The organism is Pseudolabrys taiwanensis, from assembly GCF_003367395.1.
Lineage (GTDB): Bacteria > Pseudomonadota > Alphaproteobacteria > Rhizobiales > Xanthobacteraceae > Pseudolabrys > Pseudolabrys taiwanensis.
The window spans coordinates 4,516,452-4,535,980 of record NZ_CP031417.1; the positions used below are offsets into that span (position 1 = coordinate 4,516,452).

The 19,529-nt window shown below is 65.0% G+C and carries 20 protein-coding genes and 1 tRNA gene; 10 read left to right on the top strand and 11 right to left on the bottom strand.

Annotation, left to right across the window (positions count from 1 at the left end; all coding sequences use genetic code 11):
- The first annotated feature begins 56 nt into the window (after nt 1-56).
- The 4 genes from DW352_RS21505 to moeA all read left to right on the top strand — a co-directional run bounded on the left by DW352_RS21505 (nt 57) and on the right by moeA (nt 5,258).
- Complete coding sequence (locus tag DW352_RS21505; protein ID WP_115693251.1) at nt 57-1,172, top strand: MoeA family protein; 1,116 nt, start codon at nt 57-59, stop codon at nt 1,170-1,172.
- Complete coding sequence (locus DW352_RS21510; RefSeq protein WP_115693252.1) at nt 1,169-3,166, top strand: molybdopterin biosynthesis protein; 1,998 nt, start codon at nt 1,169-1,171, stop codon at nt 3,164-3,166. Before DW352_RS21505 ends, DW352_RS21510 begins: the two co-directional genes overlap by 4 nt.
- A gap of 83 nt (nt 3,167-3,249) precedes the next feature.
- Nucleotides 3,250-3,990, top strand: a complete 741-nt coding sequence (gene mobB, locus DW352_RS21515) for a molybdopterin-guanine dinucleotide biosynthesis protein B (RefSeq protein ID WP_210209873.1) — start codon at nt 3,250-3,252, stop codon at nt 3,988-3,990.
- A complete protein-coding gene (gene moeA, locus DW352_RS21520) occupies nt 3,990-5,258 on the top strand; it encodes a molybdopterin molybdotransferase MoeA (protein ID WP_115693254.1) in 1,269 nt (422 codons plus the stop codon). Before mobB ends, moeA begins: the two co-directional genes overlap by 1 nt.
- Nucleotides 5,259-5,409: 151 nt before the next feature.
- Here the strand turns inward: moeA and mobA are convergent, their stop codons facing one another.
- The 8 genes from mobA to DW352_RS21560 form a co-directional block, all read right to left on the bottom strand.
- Nucleotides 5,410-6,042 (bottom strand): molybdenum cofactor guanylyltransferase MobA, encoded by a 633-nt coding sequence (gene mobA, locus DW352_RS21525; RefSeq protein ID WP_115693255.1) that lies wholly within the window; start codon nt 6,040-6,042, stop codon nt 5,410-5,412.
- A 264-nt stretch (nt 6,043-6,306) separates the two neighbouring features.
- Nucleotides 6,307-7,182 carry a formate dehydrogenase accessory sulfurtransferase FdhD gene (locus tag DW352_RS21530; protein WP_115693256.1) on the bottom strand — a complete coding sequence of 292 codons (876 nt, stop codon included), beginning with the start codon at nt 7,180-7,182 and terminating at the stop codon, nt 6,307-6,309.
- A gap of 59 nt (nt 7,183-7,241) precedes the next feature.
- A complete protein-coding gene (locus DW352_RS21535) occupies nt 7,242-7,745 on the bottom strand; it encodes a hypothetical protein (protein WP_115693257.1) in 504 nt (167 codons plus the stop codon).
- 1 nt (nt 7,746) lies between these two features.
- Nucleotides 7,747-7,956, bottom strand: coding sequence for a TOBE domain-containing protein (locus DW352_RS21540; RefSeq protein ID WP_115694542.1), 210 nt, complete (start codon nt 7,954-7,956; stop codon nt 7,747-7,749).
- Between the two features lie 106 nt (nt 7,957-8,062).
- Nucleotides 8,063-8,815, bottom strand: coding sequence for a molybdate ABC transporter substrate-binding protein (locus DW352_RS21545; protein WP_115693258.1), 753 nt, complete (start codon nt 8,813-8,815; stop codon nt 8,063-8,065).
- 5 nt (nt 8,816-8,820) lie between these two features.
- The gene (locus DW352_RS21550) at nt 8,821-9,654 is read right to left on the bottom strand and encodes an ABC transporter substrate-binding protein (protein ID WP_115693259.1); all 834 of its coding nucleotides are present in this window, start codon (nt 9,652-9,654) and stop codon (nt 8,821-8,823) included.
- A gap of 187 nt (nt 9,655-9,841) precedes the next feature.
- The gene (locus DW352_RS21555; protein WP_115693260.1) at nt 9,842-10,561 is read right to left on the bottom strand and encodes an ATP-binding cassette domain-containing protein; all 720 of its coding nucleotides are present in this window, start codon (nt 10,559-10,561) and stop codon (nt 9,842-9,844) included.
- Between the two features lie 2 nt (nt 10,562-10,563).
- Nucleotides 10,564-11,256 (bottom strand): ABC transporter permease, encoded by a 693-nt coding sequence (locus tag DW352_RS21560; protein WP_115693261.1) that lies wholly within the window; start codon nt 11,254-11,256, stop codon nt 10,564-10,566.
- A gap of 172 nt (nt 11,257-11,428) precedes the next feature.
- On the opposite strand from DW352_RS21560, the gene DW352_RS21565 reads away from it, so the two are divergent.
- From DW352_RS21565 to DW352_RS21585, 5 genes are all read left to right on the top strand, one after another.
- Nucleotides 11,429-11,518, top strand: a tRNA-Ser gene (locus tag DW352_RS21565).
- A 154-nt stretch (nt 11,519-11,672) separates the two neighbouring features.
- The gene (locus tag DW352_RS27660; protein ID WP_210209874.1) at nt 11,673-11,852 is read left to right on the top strand and encodes an avidin/streptavidin family protein; all 180 of its coding nucleotides are present in this window, start codon (nt 11,673-11,675) and stop codon (nt 11,850-11,852) included.
- Nucleotides 11,853-12,257: 405 nt separating this feature from the next.
- Nucleotides 12,258-12,779, top strand: a complete 522-nt coding sequence (locus DW352_RS21575) for a hypothetical protein (RefSeq protein ID WP_115693262.1) — start codon at nt 12,258-12,260, stop codon at nt 12,777-12,779.
- A 7-nt stretch (nt 12,780-12,786) separates the two neighbouring features.
- Entirely contained in the window at nt 12,787-13,389 is a 603-nt protein-coding gene (locus DW352_RS21580; RefSeq protein WP_115693263.1) for a hypothetical protein, read from the top strand.
- Nucleotides 13,386-14,009, top strand: a complete 624-nt coding sequence (locus tag DW352_RS21585) for a hypothetical protein (protein WP_115693264.1) — start codon at nt 13,386-13,388, stop codon at nt 14,007-14,009. Before DW352_RS21580 ends, DW352_RS21585 begins: the two co-directional genes overlap by 4 nt.
- Here the strand turns inward: DW352_RS21585 and DW352_RS21590 are convergent.
- The 3 genes from DW352_RS21590 to DW352_RS21600 form a co-directional block, all read right to left on the bottom strand.
- A complete protein-coding gene (locus DW352_RS21590) occupies nt 14,006-14,782 on the bottom strand; it encodes an ABC transporter ATP-binding protein (protein ID WP_115693265.1) in 777 nt (258 codons plus the stop codon). The genes DW352_RS21585 and DW352_RS21590 overlap by 4 nt on opposite strands.
- Nucleotides 14,779-15,780: a FecCD family ABC transporter permease gene (locus DW352_RS21595; RefSeq protein WP_245434209.1), complete on the bottom strand. Its 1,002-nt coding sequence runs from the start codon at nt 15,778-15,780 to the stop codon at nt 14,779-14,781. The genes DW352_RS21590 and DW352_RS21595 overlap by 4 nt, the downstream gene beginning before the upstream one ends.
- 62 nt (nt 15,781-15,842) lie before the next feature.
- Nucleotides 15,843-16,955, bottom strand: a complete 1,113-nt coding sequence (locus DW352_RS21600; protein WP_115693267.1) for an ABC transporter substrate-binding protein — start codon at nt 16,953-16,955, stop codon at nt 15,843-15,845.
- 411 nt (nt 16,956-17,366) lie between these two features.
- Between DW352_RS21600 and DW352_RS21605 the strand changes: the two genes are divergently transcribed.
- Nucleotides 17,367-19,499 carry a TonB-dependent receptor gene (locus tag DW352_RS21605; RefSeq protein WP_245434210.1) on the top strand — a complete coding sequence of 711 codons (2,133 nt, stop codon included), beginning with the start codon at nt 17,367-17,369 and terminating at the stop codon, nt 19,497-19,499.
- Nucleotides 19,500-19,529: the final 30 nt, after the last annotated feature.

Sequence of the window (19,529 nt, forward strand, 5' to 3'; positions counted from 1 at the left end):
TCGTTGCATTGTTGCGCTAGAGTGAGTGCGCGCAAATTCGAGGTCAAGCACGCAAGATGGCGGCCCTTACGACACAAGTGATTACGCGGCTGACGCCGCTCGCCGATGTGCTTTCGATGATCGATGCCGAGGTGAAAGCGGTGACGCCGCGCACGCTCGACATCAAGGCCGCGCTCGGTCGTGTGCTGGCCGTTGACACGACTGCGCCGATGCGGCCGTCGGCGCCGACGGCCTTGCAAGATGGTTGGGCCTTACGCGCCGACGAGACTTTGGGCGCCGGCGGTTATTCGCCGGCGGCGCTGATGCGCGTGCCGTCGCGCGTCGATGCCGGTCAGGCCATGCCGCCGGGCACCGACAGCGTGGCGTCGCTCGATGCCGTGCGTGTCGTGAACGGGCAGGCCGAGGCGCTCATCACGATCAATCCCGGCGATGGCGTATTGGCTGCCGGTGGCGACAGCGATCCATCGATCCCATTGCATCGCGCGGGCGATCATCTGCGGCTCACCGATCTGGCTGCGTTCGGCGCGCTGGGGCTCAGCCGTGTCACCGTCCGCGAGCCGCGCGTGCGCGTGCTGCCGGTGCGCGGCAACGGCATCGTCAGCGCGGCGGCGCGGGTTATCGCCAGCGATATCGAGCGGCTTGGCGGTGTGGCGCGTCTGGACGAAGGGGGCCGCGGTCTCGATGTGGCTATCGCTGCGGACAGTGCGGACATCATTGTGGGGCTGGGCGGTACGGGCACCGGACGCAATGATTCGAGTATACTGACGCTCACCCGCGACGGCCGGCTGGCGGTGCACGGCCTAGCCGTGACACCGGGCGAGACCGCGGCTTTGGGTTATGCCGGCACGCAACCGGTGCTGCTGCTGCCGGGGCGGCTTGATGCGGCGCTGGCCGTGTGGCTCTTGGTCGGGCGTCGCATACTGGCGCGGCTTGCCGGCAGCCACCCGCGAGACGATATCGCGACGACCGCGCCGCTCTCCCGCAAGGTGACCTCGACCATCGGAATGACGGAACTCGTACCGGTCCGTGTGGTCGGCGGCGAGGCTGAGCCGCTCGGCGCGCGCTATCTGCCCTTGTCGGTGCTCGCGCGCGCGGACGGCTGGATCCAGGTTCCGCCGGACAGCGAGGGCTATTCCGCCGGCACGCCGGTTGCGGTAAGGCCGTGGCCATGAGTTCGGCCCGAGCCAAGTCCCCGGACGATGCGACGCTGCTCGCGCGCGTGCGCGCCGCCGCGCGGCAGGAACAGTTCCTCGAAGTCGTTTCGGCGGAGGAAGCCCGCGCGCGTTTTGCTGCGCAGCTCGATCTCAAGCCGCTGTTAGCCGAGAGCGTATCGCTCGGCGATGCGCTCACGCGAGTCTTGGCGCATGACGTCGTTGCGCCGGTCGATGCGCCGGCGTTCGATCGTTCCAACGTCGATGGCTTCGCGGTGCGTGCGGCCGATACGGTGGGTGCGAACGATGCCAGCCCGAAAGTGCTGCGGCTCAATCCCGAGGTCATTGCCTGTGGTCACCCGCCGGACTTCGTCGTTGCTCCCGGCACCGCAACGGCCATTGCCACCGGCGGCACGATCCCGCGTGGTGCCGACGCGGTGGTGATGATCGAGCACACCGAGTTGCTCGAAGGTGCCCCGCCGCAGATCGACTTGCGCCGCACCGCGGCAGCGGGACAATTCATCTCCTACGCTGGGTCGGACATCGCGCGCGGCGAGACCTTGCTGCGGCGGGGCGCGCGGATCGGCTCGCGCGAGATCGGCATGCTGGCGGCCTGTGGGCTCGGCCGCGTCGACGTCGTACGCCGGCCGAGAGTGGCCGTCCTCTCCACTGGCGACGAATTGGTGCCGCCAGGCGCGCCATTGAAACCTGCCGGTGTGTACGACAGCAACGGTGCGATCGTCGCGGCTGCCGTGGCCGAAGCGGGCGGCGAGCCGGTGGCTTTCGGCGCTTTTCCCGACGACGAAGCGGTGCTGGAAAAGGCCGTGCGCGAGGCGCTCGTCGCGTGCGACATGGTCGTGCTGTCGGGCGGCACCTCCAAAGGCGCAGGCGATCTGTCGCACACGATCATCTCGAAGCTCGGCACGCCCGGCATCGTCGTGCATGGCGTCGCGCTCAAGCCCGGCAAGCCGTTGTGTCTCGGTGTCGTCGACGGCAAGCCCATTATCGTGCTGCCAGGATTCCCAACCTCGGCGATCTTCACCTTCCACGCCTTCGTCGCGCCCGTGATCCGCGCCTTTGCCGGCCTGCCGCCGGCGGCCGCCGAGACGGTGACCGCGCGCGTGCCGGTGCGGATCGCGTCAGAACTCGGCCGCAAGGAATTCGTGCTGGTCTCGCTGGTCGAGGGCGCTGATGGCCCCATTGCATTTCCGACCGGCAAAGGCTCCGGCTCGGTGACGAGCTTTTCACAAGCCGACGGTTTCCTCGAGATCGATGCGCTGGCGTCGGCGCTCGATGCCGATAGCGAGGTGCCCGTGACGCTGATTGGCGGTGCAGCGCACGCGCCCGACGTCGTCATCATGGGCAGCCACGATGTTGCGCTCGATGTGGTGGTGGGCGCGTTGAGCGAGCGCGGCTTCTCTGCGCGTGTGCTCGCGGTGGGCAGTCTGGGCGGCGTCGCTGCGGCCAACCGCGGCGAATGCGACATCGCGCCGGTGCATCTGATCGATCCAAAGACCGGAAAATATAATGTGCACCTCGCGACCCCCGGCATTGCGCTGGTGCCGGGTTGGCGGCGCATGCAGGGCATTCTCTTCCGGCCGGGCGACGTGCGCTTCGAGAGCCGTACCGCCGTCGAAGCGCTTCGCGACGCGCTTGCGGATCCGTCGGCGCTGATGGTCAATCGCAACGCCGGGGCCGGCACGCGCGTGCTGATGGACAAGCTGCTCGACGGACAGAAGCCGCCTGGCTACGCCAATCAGCCGAAATCGCACAACGCGGTCGCGGCGGCGATTGCGCAGCATCGTGCGGACTGGGGCCTTGCCATTGAGCCGGTCGCCAGGCTGTATGGCCTTGGCTTTCTGCCGGTGGCGCCGGAGCACTATGATTTCCTGGTGGTCCAGAGTCGGCGCGGCCGGCCGGCGGTGGAGGCCTTTCTCGCCGCTCTCCGCGCCGACGAAACACGGGGGCGAATCAAGGCATTAGGCATGGAGCCGGCCGACGAAAACGTGACCTGATGCACAGTTGACCCCTGCTTTGCCGGGCCGCTAGGGTCCCCCGCCACTGACAGTATACGGACGACCGCATGCGAGATCTTGGTTTGTCAAAAGCCATTCGGGCCGCCGGCGGCATCAGCGAACTGGCGCGGGCCCTTGGCATTTCCCAGCCATCGGTCTCGAACTGGGCGCGCGTTCCGGCCGAGCGGGTCATCGCTGTGGAAACGGTGACGGGCGTGCACCGCAAGATTCTGCGGCCCGATCTCTACGCGACCAACGAGGATGACGACGGCCCGGATGCGCGGGGGGGGAGGCGGGCGACCCGGATTATCGGCCTTGCCGGCTGGAGCGGCTCTGGCAAGACGACGGTGATCAAGAAGGTGATCCCCCGCCTGATCGAGCGCGGCATCAGCGTGTCGACGCTCAAGCATGCGCATCACGGCTTCGATCTCGATCAGCCGGGCAAGGATTCCTTCTTCCACCGCACCGCCGGCGCGACGGAGGTCATCATCTCCTCGTCCAAGCGTTGGGCCATCCTGCACGAGCTGCGCGAGGAAGAAGAGTGGGACCTGCCCGACCTGGTGCGTAAGATGTCGCCGGTGGATCTGATCCTGGTCGAAGGCTTCAAGCGCGACGCCTTCCCCAAGCTCGAAGTGCACCGGGCCGAAAATGCCAAGCCGCTGATCCAGCCCGTCGATCCTTATATCGTGGCGATCGCCTCCGACGTCGAATTGCCGGACGCGCGGGTGCCGGTGATCGACCTCAACGATGTCGAGGGCATCGCCGAGCTGTTGCTTAAGCACGCAATATTGGTGTCGGACGCCAAAGCCATTCGGGACAACTGATGGCCCAACTCACCGATGACTGCTTCGCGTTTTCCGGGCCGCTGCTGCGGCTGGACGACATGGAGCGGCTCATCGCCGAGCGCATTACGCCCGTCAAAGAGAGCGAGGTCGTAGCGCTCGGCGGCGCGCGCGGACGTGTGTTGGTGTCCGACGTCGTCGCGCCCGTCGATCTGCCGCCGTTCGATAACTCGGCTGTCGACGGCTATGCGGTGCGTCATGCCGATCTCAACAAGGAGGCCGACACACGGCTCACGATCGCAGGCCGGGTGACGGCGGGGCGCGCGGCGGACGCTGCCATAGGGAAGGGCGAGGCGGTCCGTATCTTCACAGGCGCGCCGATGCCAGCCGGCGCCGACACGGTCTTCATGCAGGAAGACGTCACTGTCGATGGTGAGACGGTGGTCGTTCCGAAGGGCTTGAAGCTGGGCGCCAACAGGCGGCTCGCGGGGGAGGATGTGCCGAAAGGCCAGACGGTGCTGCCCGCCGGCACGGTGCTCGAGCCGCAGCACATCGCGCTTGCCGCGGCATTGGGCATTACGTCTCTCGACGTGAGGCGGCGACTGACGGTTGCGATCTTCTCGACGGGCGACGAGGTGGTCGAGCCCGGCAAGCCTCTCGGCCGCGCAGCGATCTACGATGCCAACCGCTATTTACTGCGCGAGCTGCTCGAACGACTCGGTGCGGTGGTGACCGATCTCGGCATCATTGCCGACCAACCGGAAGCGTTGGCGCACGCGTTACAGGCGGCAGCCCGCACGCACGATCTCATCGTCACGTCGGGTGGCGTCTCGACGGGTGAAGCCGACTATGTCCGAACCGCCGTCGAACGCATCGGCAGCCTGGTGTTCTGGCGCGTCGCCATCAAGCCGGGCCGGCCAGTGGCGCTCGGCGTCATCCGTGACGCTGACGATAGCGCCGCCTTCATCGGCTTGCCGGGCAATCCGGTCGCCGTATTCGTCACTTTCGTGCGCGTCGTGCGGCCGCTGCTGCGCCAACTGGCCGGTGCGCGCGCCGACGTGCTGACACCGCTGCCGGTGCGTTCGAGCTTTGCCTACAAGAAGAAAAAAGACCGCCGCGAGTATGTGCGTGTGGCGCTGCGGCGCGGCGCCGATGGCGAACTTGAAGCGGTGAAGCACCCGCAGGACGGCGCCGGCGTCCTCACGTCATTGACGCAGACCGATGGGCTTCTGGAACTGCCGGAAGACATCACAACGGTGGCGCCGGGCGATCGCGTCGGTTTTCTTTCATATGCCAGCCTGATCGGCTAGAGCAGTTTATAATCAGGTTGAAGCACTCTCCGCTCATTCCCGCGAAAGCGGGAATCCAGCACGCCCTAACAAGTTTGCACTTCTGCGCTGGGTCCCCGCTTTCGCGGGGACGAGCGGATAACGGGACGATTCAATCTAAGCGCAACTGGCTCTAGCTGTGCTGAAGCGCGATGCGCTCGGCCTCGGCGGCGTCTTCCTTGGTATTGACGTTGAAGAATGGATCGATCGGATCGGTCGGCCAGTCAGCGATCGCGATGCCATGCCGGGCGGTCCAGACCTCGATCTTGCGCAGGTCCTCTTCGACGAGCGCCTTACGCAGGTCATCGCGCAGGGCCAACGGCCAGAGGCCGATCACAGGGTGGCGCCATTCGCCGGAACGCGCGCAGGCGAGCGGCACGCCGGCGCCCATCTTGCGCCGCGCGGCATGCAGCCTCTCGACCAGATCGTCAGGCAGGAACGGGCAGTCGCCCGGCACGCTCATCATCCATTCGATGCCGTTGTTCTGCGCGGCCAGCCAATCGAGACCGGCGAGGATGCCGGCAAGCGGGCCGGGATAGCCTTCCACATTGTCGGGAATGACCACGCAGCCGGTGTCGGCGAAACGCCCCGGATCGCCGTTGGCGTTGATCACGATGCCGGCGCACTGCGCCGACAACGTCGCCAGCACGCGGTCAAGAATGGTGACGCCGCCGATTTCGATGCGTGCCTTGTCGCCGCCGCCCATCCGGCGCGCAAGGCCGCCGGCGAGGACGAGACCGAAAGTGGGAGGGTAGGGCGTGTTCATGTGGTGTATGTAGTGATTGTAGTGCTTCAAATGAATGCAGAGATTGGCCGCGATCTCTCTTTCCCTCTCCCCTTGCGGGAGAGGGTGCCCGAGCGGAGGCGAAGCCGAGCGAGGGCGGGAGAGGGGTCGGTGGTGCAACTGAGGCGCTGACCCCTCACCCAGCTCGCGCTCGCTATCGCTCCGCGCTCGCCACCCTCTCCCGCAAGGGGAGAGGGGAAGCGAGCAAGCGGCACGCTCGGTGTTGCATCTCGGCTCGGAAAATTCTCAATCATCCACCGCGGCCTTGCGTCGATGCTTCGAACTCTCTTCCTCGACATAGGCCAAGTCCTGGTCGAACACGATGCGGTCTTCGCCGGCAAGCGCGATGAAGCGTTTGCCGCGGGCACGGCCGATCAAGGTGAGATTAGCCTTGCGCGCGAGTTCCACGCCCCAGGCGGTGAAGCCCGACCGCGAGATCAGGATCGGAATGCCCATGCGCACGGTCTTGATCACCATCTCGGAGGTGAGGCGTCCGGTGGTGTAGAAGATCTTGTCGCCCGCGGCGACCTTCTCCTTGAACATCCAGCCGGCGATCTTGTCGACGGCGTTATGGCGGCCGACGTCCTCCATGTAGACGAGCGGCTTGTCCTCCTGCGCCAGCACGCAGCCATGGATCGCGCCGGCCTCGAGATAAAGCGACGGCGTCGTATTGATTTCCTGTGTCAGCTTGTAGAGCCAGGAGGTGCGCAAGGTTGCCTTCGGCAGTTCGACGCCTTCCAGCGCCTCCATCAGGTCGCCGAAAACGGTGCCCTGCGCGCAGCCGGAGGTCTGCACCTTCTTCTTCAGCTTCTTCTCGTAGTTGGTCTTGCGTTTGGTGCGCACCACGACGACCGCCAACTCCTCGTCGTAGTCGACGCCGGTCACTTCATCGTCCGGCAGCAGCATGTGCTGGTTGAGCAGATAGCCGATCGCCAGATATTCCGGATAGTCGTTGATGGTCATCGCCGTGACGATCTCCTGGCTGTTCAGGAAGATCGTGAGCGCCCGCTCGACCGTGACGGCGGTCTCGATGTGCGCCCCGGTCTGGTCGACGCCGGTGACGCGCTCGGTGAGCCGCGGGTCGTCCGGGTTGGGACGGATGATGTAGGAGTCGGTGGTCATGGGGGGAATGTATAGGGCGCGGCGGCGGATTTCACCCACCCGCCGCGCCCTCGATGTACTTACTCCGCCGGTCCGGCGACGAGGTTGATCGTTGCCCCCGCGACCCCGCTCATTTGCAACACGACGGGCGTGGCCGAGAGGTCGAAGCGCACCACCTTGCGCAGCCCGGGGCAATCGTTCCGGCCGCTGTGGCTGACGGAGCGCAGATAGCGGCCCTCTTGCACCACATCGATCCAGGCCTCGTCCGACAAGGCGATCTGATAGAGGCCGGGTTTGCGCGGCGCCGGCAGGTGGACGATGCCGCCATAGCCGGGGCCGGCCTTCGCTTTGCGCTCCGGCGGCATGACGAAGTCCGCCTCCGCCGCCGGGCGCAGCGTCACCTTGAGGGCCGTTGTTGGCCATGCGGCGAGCGTGTCGCCGGCTTTGATCGGTTGCTTATCGGCGGCGGCAAGCGCGGCTCGTTCCTTGTCGAGCGGCCAAGCGAATTGACCGCAGCCGTCGTCGGCCCGCGCCGCGCCCATTGAGAGAAGCACGGCCGCCGCAATGAGGACGATGCCGCGCATATCAGTCGACCCCGACCATGACGCTGCTGGCCTTGATGATGGCATAGGCCGGCTTGCCCGCCGTCAGCTTCATCTCGTCAGCGGCTTCGTTGGTGATCGAGGCGGTGAGCACCTGTCCGCCGCCGATATCGATGCGGACGTGCGTGGTGGTGGCCCCCGGCTTGATGTCGACGATCGTGCCTTTGAGTTGATTGCGCGCGCTGAGTTTCATGCTCGACTCCATGCGTGCCGTCCTCCGCGGGACGCGGAACGGCGTTGCCAAGGTTGATGTCGCGTGAAGTCCAGGTGCGGGGCGCGCAGACCCGAAGCCGGAACCGTTACGTCGCGTCCTTCGACGCGAAGCCATGGCTCATCAATAGCGCTTGGCCGGCCGCTGACAAGACGTAATCGGCGAATGCCGGAGCCGCGGGGCGGGCCCGCGTCATCACGGTCAGGCCGTAATCGGCGCCGACCGCCAAGGTTGCCGGCAGATCGATGATTTGCTGGCGCGGATCGTCCCGCCGGGCCGCAATCGCATTGGTAGAGTAGGTGAGAAAGATATCGGCGCGGCCTTCGGCGACGTGCCAGCCATATACGTTGCGACCTTCCGGAGGAACGGCGCTTTGATCGCCACCGGTCAGCCGCAGCGCTTTTCGCTCCAGCGTGGCCGGTGCGCCCGGCTTCACGGCTTCAGCCAGATGGAATACCGCGAAGGCGTAATCGCCTGACGGATCGGCTTTGGGAGTCGATGTCCCCAGCTTGACCTGCGGGTCCAACATGCGATCGAGCAGAGTGGCGCTGGTCACGGCGAGTCCGGGGCGGACCAGCGCGCAGAGCCGGTTGCGGGCGAACAGCTTGACCGGGCCGCACATGCCGGCGTCGGCGAGCGCTTGCGGATGGGCCATGTTGGCCGAAGCGAAGACGTCCGCCTCCGCGCCGGCGAGAAGCGCATCCTTGAGCAAACCCGAGGGGCTGAACTTACCCACGACTTCACTGCCGGTCTGCGCTTCGTAGGCCTTGGCGACCTCCGTCAGGGCCGCCTTCAGGCTGCCAGCCGCATAGAGCGAGATGCTTTCAGTGGGCGCGGCCATCGCTCTCAGGCGTTCGGATCGTTCGCGTTCGGATAGAAAAGCTGCTCGCCGTTGATCTTGTAATCGGCGATCGCCTTTTGCCCCTCCGGCGAGATCAGCCAGTCGATGAAAGCTTGGCCGAGCTCCTTCTTAACGGAGGGATGCTTCTCGGGATTCACCAGCATGACGCCGTACTGATTGAACAGGCGCTTATCGCCTTCGACCGCGATGGCGAGATCGCCTTTGTTCTTGAACGAAATCCATGTGCCGCGATCCGACAGCACATAACCGCTGCTGGCGGCTGCAGTGTTGAGGGCGGCGCCCATGCCCTGACCGATCGACTTGTACCAGGGGCCTTTCTCCTTCTCGATGTCGACGCCGGATGCCTTCCAAAGATTGATCTCGGCGATGTGCGTTCCCGAGCGGTCGCCACGCGAGATGAAAGGCGCACCCTTGGCCATGATCTGCTTGAGCGCAGCGCCGACGTCCTTCATGCCCTTGATGCCGGCGGGATCGCTCTTCGGCCCGACCAGCACGAAGTCGTTGTACATCACCGGGTAGCGCTTCACGCCCTGGCCTTCGGCGAGGAATTTCTCTTCCGCCGACTTGGCATGCACGAACACGACGTCGGCATCGCCGCGCCGGCCGGTGTCGAGCGCCTGGCCGGTGCCCTGCGCGACCACCTTCACGTCGATGCCGGTCTTGGCCTTGAACAGCGGCAGGATGTGGCCGAACAGACCGGAGTCCTGTGTCGACGTCGTCGAGGAGACGACGATCGATTTCTCCTGCGCGGACACCGGGCCGGTGAGGGCGATGCTGCCCAGCGTCAACAGGGCGATCAATATGCGGCGGCTGAACATGGGTGATCCTCCATTCCTAGTTTCTCGTTATTCTAGTCTCTCGTGCGGCCTGTCTCCCTCATCCTGAGGAGCGCGCTCTTGCGCGCGTCTCGAAGGATGAGGCCTCGGCCGTCCTTTATCCTTCGAGACGGCTGCTTCGCAGCCTCCTCAGGATGAGGACGGGATAAGGATTGTGCTCGTTAACCCCTTACACCAACAACTCGCCGGCGATGAACCGGTGCGCCTCGTTCGTCTTGGGCGCAGTGAAGAAATCCTGCGCCGAGGCTCGTTCCACAACGCGTCCGCGATGCATCAGGATGATGTCGCCGGCAAGGCGGCGCGCCTGACCGAGATCGTGGGTCGACATCACCACCTTCACGCCGCGCGCGGCGATGGCGGCGACGAGGTCCTCGATCTGCTTTGTTGCGGCGGGATCGAGTGAGGCCGTCGGCTCGTCGAGAAGCAACAGATCGGGATCGCGGGCAAGCGCCCGGGCGAGCGCCAGCCTTTGCTGTTCACCGCCGGACAAACGGCGCGCGGGGCGATCGGCAAGCGCATCGAGCCCGACAAGCGCCAGCAGGTCGGCGATGCGGGCCGCATGTTGGCCGCGCGGGACGCCGGCGGCTGCCAGGGCGTAGCGCAGATTGCCGGCGGCGCTGCGCCGGAGCATCACGGGGCGCTGGAAAACGATCGCGCGGCGGTCCGGCTGCGCGATGTCGCGGCCGCCCCAGGTGACGCGACCGCTATCGAGCGGGATGAGCCCCATCGCGACGCGCAGGAGCGTCGTCTTGCCCGAACCGTTAGGTCCGATGAGGATGGTCGGCGCGCCGGCATTGAATGTCAGATCGACGTCGAGGATGGTCGTGTCGCCAGCGCGCACTTTGGCGCCGGCAAGCATCAGGGGCAGGTCCGATACGGGCGCGCGCATGGTCATCCTGCCAGGCGCTCGCCGGCGCGGCGTGCGCCCCAGGCCAGCGCGTTGATCGCGATGACGATGCCGAGCAGCACGATGCCGAGGCCGATGGCGAGTGGCAGGTCGCCCTTCGAGGTTTCCAGGGCGATGGCGGTGGTCATGGTGCGGGTGAAGCCGTCGATGTTGCCGCCGACCACAATGATCGCGCCGACCTCGGCAGCCGCGCGGCCGAAGCCGGCGAGCAACGCGGTCACCAAAGAAAAGCGCGCGTCCCAGATCAGCGTGGCGACCCGGCCGGCGGGGCCGATATTCATCGCCGCGAGCTCCTCGCGGTATTCGGCCCAAAGATCCTCGATCGTCTGCCGCGCGAGCGCGGCGATGATGGGTGCGACAAGGATCGTCTGGGCGATCACCATGGCGGTCGGCGTGAACAGCAGGCCGAAGGTGCCGAGCGGGCCCGAGCGCGACAGAAGCAGGAAGACCGCGAGCCCCACCACCACGGGTGGCAAGCCCATTGCGGCGTTCAGCACGACAATGACGGCCTCGCGGCCGCGAAAGCGAGTCAGCGCCAGGGCGGCGCCGGCGGGCACGCCGAGCAGCGTGGCGAAGAGGACGGCAGTCAGGCTGACGATCAGGGACAGCCGAACGATAGCGAACAGCACCGGATCGCCGGTCAGCACCAGTTGCAAGGCGGACGCGTCCCCGGACATCGCAGCTCCCAGCCTCTTTCGGGCTCTCGCGCGCGTTTTAGTAGCGGCTTCCGGGCCTTAATCCAAGCTCGGCCGCACCCGGAAAAAAGAACATAATTATGCAGTTACCCGCATTGGGGCTTGCAAAAGCGGCCCGCCGCCGTCATGAGAGCGGCGCGCATTGCGCAGGTCCGGAGAGGTGGCCGAGTGGCTGAAGGCGCACGCTTGGAAAGCGTGTATACGGGAAACCGTATCGAGGGTTCGAATCCCTCTCTCTCCGCCAGTCCCCCGCTAAGTCATTGACCGATCAAGAATACCTTGTGAATCAAGGCGTTGGCGCTGCCCGATTGATGCACACGGGCGGTGCACATGGCTTTGGCCTTGACACAATCGTCGGTTGATTCCACGCTAGGATGTCGTTTGGGGGAAGGTCAGCGATGAGCCGAGAAAAGGCTCTTGCTCGGGCGCTGCCTGGAAGTGTGGTCGTCGTGAATTTTGCCGCCGCCTGGAAAAACGAACTCGGCGCTGAGCTGGTAATCACTCCGTCCGACTTTGAGTTATCCGGCGAATATCGAAGCGCGGTCAGCTCTTCGGGTAGCCAAGCCAAAAGACAGTAAAGAGGCTATGCCAACGGGGATCTGATTTCCTTGGTTGTGCATTGGAGCGACGTCCAAGCGATCACGGTTTGGGTCGGCCAGCTCGACAAGCCACAGACATCGCTCAATACGTCTGGCAGATGACCAAGCAAGTTGACCCGGTGACGAGTGGGCTTCGATCAATGCGGGCGCCGACTATCTTTCCAAAGTGAGATGAGGACCGGTGTCACCGCACGGTGCGCGATAATAACTCATGTGCTTTCCGAAGGTGGCCCGAAGCGATTGATGCATCGCCACCACGCCGCTTGCATCGGCTGCTCCATCTCACACGGTTACGACGCCACTCTTTGGAACGCATCTAAATCATTGTTATTGCAGAAAAATCGCGAGTGAATAAAGTGCTGCGGTCAGCCATGGAATGCAGCGATGATTGCTATGCGGCCGGTGATCGTAGTCAAAGGCGAAGAGGACGATATCGAGATCGGCTTCGATGCTGTGGCGGCCTATCACGGTCAGGCCGCGCTTGCGATGCTCGCGGTGACGTTCCAGGCGCTCAGGCTTGCATTGGGCCGTCTTTCGCCTTCCTCTCCACCGATGCGCAGCGCTATCTCGGTTGTGAGCGGCCATCCCGGGCCCGGCGTGCGCGATGCGTTCGAGTTCATCACGCGCGCCGTCACACGCAATGCTTACGTCGTCGACCGCTCGTTGGCGGAGGGCCGGCTGGTGCCGGGCGCGAACATCTCCTACAGCTTTCGCATCACGGTGGCGGACCGGACCGCTATCCTGAGCCTTAAGCCCGATGCGCTGCCGCAGCGGTTCTTTGCGCTGAACTTCACGCCGTCGCGTTCGCATGAACAAGAGCGCGAACTGAGCGGCCTCAAGCGATCGATTGCCGCCGATGTGCTGGCGAAGCCGGCTGAATCGCTTTTCACGGTAACGGCACAATAGGCGAAGCGTGTCGGCGCTGCTCTTCACTTTCGGTTATCGGGACCGCGCGATGGGAGCGTTCGCCGAACATCCGGCGGCGGCCGGGCGTATCGCCCGCCAGGACCTGTACGCGTTCGACAATCTCGCTCTCGATGGTATCGACGCGTTGTTGTTCAGTATGCACGCCGATCAGCGCTTCTTGGCGGCGCGCGCCGCGCGCATCGCCGCCTATATCGAGCGCGGCGGCACAGTGGTTGCTAATGGCCATATCGCCTATCCGTATCTTCCCGAGGTCGGCGGTTACATTCCGTCGCCGGGGCAAGGCTTGAAGGACCTCGCGATCCATCGCGTCGCCGCACATCCGATCTGGGATGGCGTCAGCGAACAGGACCTGACGTTCCGGCGGGGCGTGGCCGGCTTCTATGGTCGCGGCGGCCACCAGCCACCGGCTGGGGCGACGGTCGTTCACACGGTCGGCGCTCAGGCGCAGCCGCTCGACTTCATCTATCGCGTCGGCGCCGGCCGCGTGCTGCTGCATGGCGGCAACGATCTCTGGCAATATGGCGGCAACGACAGCACCGCGCGGATCGCCCCGCAGCTTATTGGTTGGCTGTTCGGAGGGGCAGCATGACCCTGGCAGTCCTCGACGGCGGCACCTTCTATCATCACGACACCATCTATGGCCCGCGCTATCGCGCGCTGTTCGACCGCGCGATTTACGTACGCGATATGGCGATACGCGACCTCGACGGCGTCAACCTGCTGATCGTGCCGGACCGCATCAATCCGGATCTGCTGCGCGAACATCGCGGCTTGTTGCTGACCTTTCTCGCCGCCGGCAAGACGCTCGTCGTGTTCGGTGAGAACGAGGCGGAGACGTGGGCACCAGGCGTCGCATGGACACCGCGGCCGACCAATTTCTGGTGGTGGCTCGAGGCGGACGCGCAGCCGCCGCATCGGTTGCTCGATCCCGGCCATCCTCTGTTTCAGGCGGTGCCGTTCGCTGACACGATTTGGCATTTTCACGGCGTGTTGGCGCCGCCGGCCGGCGCGCGACCGCTGATCGAGGTGCCGCCGGAAGAGGATGCGGCCGGCGGTGTGCTCTTGTACGAGGATCGCGTCACGACCGCGGGGCGCATGATCGTCTCGACGCTCGATCCTTTCTATCATCACGGCAGTGGCTTCATGCCGGCGACGACGCGTTTCCTCGACGGTTTCCTGCCATGGGCGCGGCAGCAGGCGGCAGGTTAGGAGGCTTCGGCGCGCGATGCCGCGCGGCGTAGACCGTAGAGCGGGACGAAGGCCGTTGCCACTTCGTCGGTGGCGATGGCGTCGACGCGACGCACCGGCACGCCATACAGCTCAGACAGGTTCGCCTCGGTCAGCGCGTTCTCGATCGGGCCGTGGATGTGGCGCGCATCGCGCAGCATCAACAGCGCCTCATCGGCGACACCGAGCGCATGGTCGGGATGGTGTGTCGTGAACAACACGGCAAGCTCGCGCCGGTCGGCAAGCTGGCGCACGAGCCGCAAGACGACGCCCTGGTTCGCGAGATCGAGCGCGGACGCCGGCTCGTCGAGCACGAGAACCCGGCAATCGGTGGCGAGCGCGCGGGCGAGCAACACCAACTGCCGCTGGCCGCCGCTCAAGCGGTCGTAGCGTTGCGTCGCGATGTGAGCGAGGCCGACCTCTGAAAGGCATTCGAAGGCGCGCTCTGCATCGGCCTGGCGCGGCACGCCGAAGCGCCCGAGATAGCGGGCGCGACCGAGCAGCACCATGTCGAGCGCACTATAAGCGTGACCGGCGTTGAGCGCCTGCGGTACGTAGCCGATCGCTGCATCGGCGCTGACGCTGCCTTCACGTAAGGCGAGCGTGCCGCAGAGGGCTCTTAGCAATGTCGTCTTGCCCGTGCCGTTCGGGCCAAGCACGGCGGTGATCTTGCCCGGGGCCAGTGCGAATGACAGATCGCGGAACAGCCAATGCTCCGGCCGGAACCAGTGGCCGGCCTTGTCGACCGTGATCATGCGGCGCTGCTCCGTGTCGCTTGCCGCAGCAGCACGGCGAAGATCGGCGTGCCGACGACCGCGGTGACAATGCCGACGGGAATTTCGGCGGCGGTCAGGTTACGCGCCAGCGTATCGGCGACGACGAGAAAAATTGCACCGATGAGCGCCGAGACCGGCAGCAGACGGCGATGGTCGGCGCCGACCAGCAAGCGCGCAAGGTTCGGCACTACCAGGCCCACCCAGCTGATGGTGCCGCTGACGGCGACCTGCGCCGAGATCGCCACGCACGCGGCGGTCAGCAGCAGGAGGCGGTCGCGATTGGGATTGACGCCGAGCGTCTTGGCATCTTCGTCGCCGAGCGACAGCACATTGATGCGCCAGCGCATGCCGAGCATCACGGCCGACGCCAATACGGTCCAGCCCGCGATCAGCAGCAGTTTCGGCCATGTCGCCGAAGCGAAGCTGCCGAGCAGCCAGTACACGATATCGGGCAGTTTGCTTTCCGGATCGGCGATATAGGTGACGATGCCGACTAGCGCGCCGCAGAAGGCGCTGACCACGACGCCGGCGAGCACCAGCGTCAGCACCGGCGACACGCTGTCGCTGCGCTGAAGCGCGAGCACCGCCAGCAGCGCGGCCGCGGCGCCGGCAAATGCGCCGATGGGAACGAGCGTGCCGAAGCCGGCGAGGAGGATCACCGTCACGCCGCCGAGCGCCGCGCCGGACGAGATGCCGATGGTTTGCGGCCCGACCAGCGGATTGCGGAATAGGCCCTGTAGCACGGCGCCGCATAACGACAGGCTGGCGCCGGCGATCGCCGCCGTCAGGACTCGCGGCAGTCGCACGACGTTGACGACGATTGCCTCGGTCGGGGTCCACGATGGCGCACGCTCGACGACATGGGCTGCGAGGATCGCGATTACCTTGGCGAAGGGTACCGCGAAGCGTCCCGAGGCGATGCTCCACAGCAGCGTTGCAAGTAGCGCCACCCCCAGGCCCGTGTACAGGGCCGGCATGAACAATGAATCAGAAGGGCGGGCATTGTCCGTCGCGTTCTGCCTGGGCAGTGCTGCTTGTGTCATCGTCTGCTGTAACGCTCGTAGCCGGCGGACGCGCGGTTCTGCTCCATGAACAGAATGGCGTCGATCTCGTCGTCGGTCAGCGTGTGCGCATAGAGAAACGTGTACCAGTCACGCATGGCCGCCCGAAGGTCGGTATGGTCCCGTTGTGGATGCAGCAGGCCCGCCAGCCATGCCCAGGTCAAAGCCGATTCCTGACTCGGCGGATCCCAGCGATAGCCGCCCAACGGCATGCGATAGACGCGGCGATTCCTGACGGCCTCGATGCTCTGCCAGCGCGGGTCGGCGTAAATGTCGGCTGGCGTGGCGTCGTCGAAGTTGCCGAGCAGAATGACTTGCGGGTCCCAGGTCAGCACCTGTTCGATCGTCACGGTGCTCATCGACGAAGTATCGCCGGCGACATTCCGTCCGCCGGCCAGAGCGATGTAATAGTCGTTGAAGGTGCCCTTGCCGCTGACCCGGAGCATGTTGGTGGCGCGGTTGAAATAGAGGACGCGGGGCCGCTCTTCCGGTTTGAGCGCGCCGAACTCCTTCTTCAATCGCTCGCGCTCGGCATTCTGCCGTTGCAGTAGCGTCGCCGCGCGCTGCTCCTTGCCGGCGACCTGGCCCATGATCGCGACGTATCGGACGAAATCGTCGTTCGTGGAAACGCGCAGGCCGATTGTCGGAATGCCCAAGCGGTCGAGGGCGTCGATGTTGTCGGCCGCCGTTGCCCACTGGAAGATCAGATCGGGCTGCAAGGCGAGCACGCTTTCGATGTTCGGCGCGAAGCTTGACGGGTCGCTCGTGTTCATCACGACGTCGGTCTTGATGTGCGACAAGCCGGGAAAAATCTTGCCCATGATGCCGTCGCGCATCGCCGTCGCAGAATACGAGTTCATGCCGACGATCTTCTTGGCGTCACCGTCGATGGTAATGAAGGTCGACGGCGCCGGAATCGGCATGAAGATCAGACGGTGCGGGGGCTTGTCCAAGGTGAAAGTGCGGCCGCGCTGATCGGTGATCTCGCCTGCATGCGCGGCGCTCGCGCCGACAATGACCGCCGCCGTCGCGAGAACGTGTGCAGCAACCGCCGTGGGCCGCGCGTTCCGGAAGGGTGCAAGGAGAAACATCTGTCGTCTCAAGGTCGGCCCGCCCGTTGCGTGGACCGTCGCGCATAGGACGGCGTTCTCAACGTGATAGCGCTTCTATTCTGCAACGACGAATACATGCAAGTACAAAGATGAAATGACGTTTCTTTTAGATTAGAATAATTCAGAACAAGGCCCTGCGTAGATTAGAATAACATAAGGAAGTATTTATTACTTTACTTCGAGCGGACGCTCCTAATAAGACGACCCCAACGTCAAATTTTAAAGTATAACTTGGGGTTGAGAATGTCGCGCATCAGTATTAACCGGACAGGTATGGATGGCGGCAAGCGGGCGGGCCTCCGGCGCTCCTTGCTGAGATCCTGCGCGCCCATCGTGTGCGTCCTCGCGGCGATGCATGCGGGCGGTGCCGCGGCGCAATCGCGATCCGGCGTGACGCCGTCCCCGCGCGAGAGCGGCGGTGAAGCCACGACGTCCGAACGTGTGCAGCTGCCGACGATCGACGTGCAGGGCGAGGGGACGTCGTCGTCGCTGCAGCCGCTCGGCGCGACCTTGCCGGAGCCGACGATGCTTCGCACCGCCACGCAGAGCATCTCTGTCGTCGAGCGTCGTCAGATCGAGCAGACCAACCCGACTTCGTTGCTCGACATTCTCGCAACGGTACCGGGCGTATCCGTCGCACGCGCCGGCGGCATCGGCGGGCAGGTCTACCTGCGCGGCTTCACCACCAACTCATTCCGCGTGCCGATGTACGTCGACGGCGATCGGTTCCGCGGACGCAATACGCTGCAGCTCAGCTACTTCGCGCCGGAGGAGATCGAACGGGTCGAGGTCGTGCGCGGCCCTGCGTCGGTTCTGTACGGCAGCGAGGCTCTCAGCGGCCTCATCAATATCGTGACGCGCTCGCCCAAGGGCGATCCGAACGGCCCGTTCCGCTTCACCGGCGGCGGCTGGTCGGCCGGTTATGGCTCGGCAGCGAATTCGTTCGACACCTACGAATGGGCGCAAGGGGCGGGCCACGGTTTCGATGTGCTCGGCGGCGTCAGCGGCCGCTGGGGCAATGACTACCGGACGCCTGCGGGCACGGCGATCAATAGCGACTATCGCAGCCTCGGCGGGAGCTTCAAGCTCGGCTATTCGCCGACGCTCGATCAGCGCATCGAGTTCACTTTCCGCAAATACACCGAGACTGACGGCCGCGCCGGTGGCGTCGGTGGCGCACCCGGCTATCCGTACATGACCGTTCGGCAGAGCCCGAATGAAGTGACGATGGCGCGGCTTGCCTACAAAGGCGACTTCGACAGCGGCTTGTTCCGGCATATCGAGGCATCGACCTACATCAATTACTTCGACACGACGTTGAGCACCGTCAACAACACCGTTGCGACGCGCACCGTCACGTCGAGCAGCCACGTCATGGGGCCATTGGTTTATGGCGGCAGGGTGCAGGGCACGATGCCATTCCAGGGCCCGCTGGGCGAGTGGAAGACGACGATCGGCGCCGACACGTTCCGCGAGGAGCGCCCGGGCAGCGAGCAGTGGTCGCAGACGGTGACGCGTAACGCGGCCGGCAGGGTCACCAGCGTGACCTATTCCGGCAACGCCAAGTCGGGTCCCGACACGTCGCAGACCAATGTCGGCGCGTTCGTGCTGAACGAGTGGACGCCGTTCCGTGCGCTGACTCTGTCGGCTGGCGGCCGCTATGACTGGTTCAATACGACCAGCGACCTGTCGCCGATCCCGGCGGTGATGGTGCCGGCCTTCATCGGCCGCGACAACGTCACCAATACCGCGCCGACCGGAAGCTTCGGTCTGGTCTATCGGGTGTTGCCGATGCTCGACCTGATCGGCAACGTAGCGACGTCGTTCCGTCAGCCGACCAATTCCGAAATGTACAGCGCGTCGGCGACGACCGTGCCCAATCCGTATCTCGAACCCGAGAAGGGCGTCACGTACGAAGGCGGCTTCAACGTCCATACCGACAGCGGGAACGTGAAGATCACCGCCTATAACAGCCGTTACGAGAACTTCCTGCAAACCGTGGCCGTGCGTTACCAGGGCGCGGCCGGCTACACGCAGACCCAGAACGTCGCCGAAGCGGAGGTCAAAGGCATCGAGCTCGAGGGCCGTTGGCAGGCGACGCCGCAGATCAATGTCTTCGGCAGCGCGGCTTACACCTACGGCACCAACCTCACCACGGGTGTGCCGCTGCCCTACATCGCGCCGTTCCGCGGTCGCGTGGGCGTTCAATATGTCGCGGCGGACGCAAGCTATTCCGTGATGGGTGTCGTCGACTGGGCGACCCAGAAGAGCCGCATCGATACGTCGCAGGAATACGAAACCGCGGCCTATGCCGTGCCGAAGATCTACGCGACGCTGCACCTCGGCAAGCTTGTCTCGCCGACGCTGGGGGATACCAAGCTGATCCTTGGCCTGGAGAACATTTTCGACACGGCCTATCGCGACGCATCGACATTCGCGAATGTCTCGTATCCGCAGTCGTTGACGAACCCGCTCCTCGAAGTTGGCCGCAATTTCACGGTGAAAGTTCAGCATACGTTTTGAATGCCGGCCATATCGCAGCAATTGAAGTTG